This window comes from Steroidobacter sp., from assembly GCF_016790065.1.
In the GTDB taxonomy this organism is placed as follows: Bacteria; Pseudomonadota; Gammaproteobacteria; order Steroidobacterales; family Steroidobacteraceae; genus Steroidobacter.
The window spans coordinates 1-2,366 of record NZ_JAEUPY010000716.1 but is presented as its reverse complement, the minus strand read 5'-3'; the positions used below and the strand labels follow the sequence as shown (position 1 = coordinate 2,366).

Annotated in this window: 1 protein-coding gene; it reads right to left on the bottom strand. The window is 59.1% G+C overall.

Annotated features, from left to right (window positions below; all coding sequences use genetic code 11):
- On the bottom strand, window positions 1-2,366 hold a 2,366-nt coding region (locus JNL55_RS29320), incomplete at both ends, for a TonB-dependent receptor domain-containing protein (protein WP_293863004.1).

The window sequence follows — 2,366 nt, the reverse complement described above, 5'->3', positions numbered from 1 at the left end:
ATAGGAAAGCGTGGCATCGAACAGATCGTACGCTGGCACACCCGCCGCCGGGCTGGCTGGCCGTGTCACCGACGTCACATCATCCATTTCCGGCAAATGCCGCCAGCGCACGCCAGCTTCGAAGTTGGGCAGCCGATAGGTCAGCGACAGCAACGTCTTCCAATCCGGCAACGGAATGCCACCATTCTGAGTACCGTCGATGGTGCCAGCGAACTCCTGCCAGCGAGAGCCTTGCAACAGCTGCACCTCGTAGGACTGAGTGAAGTTCGCAATCAGGTTCACATCCAAGCTGCCGGGCCCGAGCGGGAATTGCCAGTCGATCTGCGCATCGATGCCACTGGTCCGCAAACCGCCCAAGTTGAAATACAACGTGTTGACCACGTCCACACCGCCGGTCATGGCATTGCGCTGGATGATCTGGCAATAGATATTGGTCGGATCGTACGAGGCATTGGTGCCGTCCAAGTTGTAGCACTTGTTCAGCGCCGTGCCGCCACTGATCGGCCCGATCACGTCGGCGATGTCGATGTCGTAGTAGTCCACCGAGATCGAAATATCCGAGAACAACTGCGCATCGAACTGCGGTCGATATACAGCGCCGAAGGTGATGGTGTCGGCTTCTTCCGGTGTGAGACTCAGGTTGCCGCTGTTGATGACGCCGAAAGCCACCGTCGTGTATTGGTAGGTGTCGACGATCGGCGCCGGCACACCGGTGGCGATACACAGTGCGCGTAGCGCAGCGCCACCGCTAGTGCGAGCCGTGGATCGTACGTCGCAAGGATCGCCCTGCCCCGGCGGCGAACCGATCTGCGCCTGTGCTCCGGCCCGGTTGTACAACTCGCCGATGTTCGGCGCCCTGATGGCGTGCTCATAGCCGCCGCGGAACGAGAAGCCTCGGAACGGCTCCCACAGACCATCGGCCTTGTAGGTTTCCACTTTGCCCGACACATCGTAGTCGGACACACGGAAGCCCAAGTTCAGATCCAGTCGACGTGCAAACGGCTGGTCTTTCAACAACGGCACCAGGAACTCGATGGACGCTTCCTTCACATCGCTCGAACCCTGCGCCGGGTAGGTCTGCAGAGTACCGATGATGTCCTGATTTTCGCGGGCCGGATCCGGATTGAACTCGAACTTGTTTTCGCGCGTGTCCAGCGTGAACGCAAACTTCAAGTCGCCCGCCGGCATCGCGAACAACGAGCCTTTGATGCTGGCTTCGAAAATGGTTTGAGTGAGCTGGGTGTAGTCGTGACTCTCGACCTCCATGTAGTCCTGGCAGGCCTGCGACACATTGGTGGAATTGGCATAGCCGAACGGATTGAAGCCGCCGGCACAAATAGATGCGCCACCATCGGCCGCGTACAGCAACGTGCGCATACGCGAGTTCAGAATGGCTTTGTTCTGAGTCTCGACCAGATCGGTGGAGTCATACGAACCGTAGATGTCCCACTGCCAATCCTTGAACGGCAAATTGCCGCGCAAGCCGAAGATGTATTGGCCGACGGTAAAGTCGGATGGGAATTCGCGCGCATCCAACCCCATGAAGCGCTGGTTGATGGTGAAGTCTGCCGTCGGATTCGGGCGCGACGCCAACACCGTACGCAAATCCGCCGGAATGAAGGGATTCGTTATTGGCACCGTAGGCACGGCGTACAGCGTCGGCGTCCAACCCACTTGTCCGGTCGCAGTCGTGCGGTTGTACAAGAATTGGCCGTAGGCCTCGATGTGTTCGGTCACGTCATAGTCGAACTTGCCGAAGAACGATTTGCGCTCCATCGGGTTGACGATGTACTCCTGATACGTCACCGGCTGGCGGACATTGTTGCCGGTGGTGCTGAAATAACCGGTGCTGGGCCCTTGGTAGTTGACCACACCGATCTGACCGAACAACGAACCGTTGTCATTGAAACCCAAGCTGCGAGAGTTGAGCACCGCGCCGGGAGCGACGCCGTACTGAGCGAACACACCGTTGATCGCCGCCTGAGTCGGCAAGTTGGTCGGCGACGGCACATAGGTGCCGGTGGCAATGAACGACGACAGCACGCCGAGCTGATAGAAATCGCGATCCCTGCCAAACAACACATCGCGGTCCGTATAGCCGGCTGACAACAACACGTTGCCGCGGCCCTCGTCGATCGCGAAGCCGGCCGTGATCCCCACGTCGGTAGTATTGGCGTCGCCGCGATCGCTGATGCCCGAGCGAAGATCCACTTGCAGGCCATCGAGACGGCGTTTGCTCTTGAAATTGACCACGCCCGACATGGCGTCCGAGCCGTACACCGCCGACGCGCCGCCCGTGATGGTCTCGACGCCTTCCAAAATGAATTGCGGAATCAAGTTAACGTCGACGACCGCATTGGCATTCG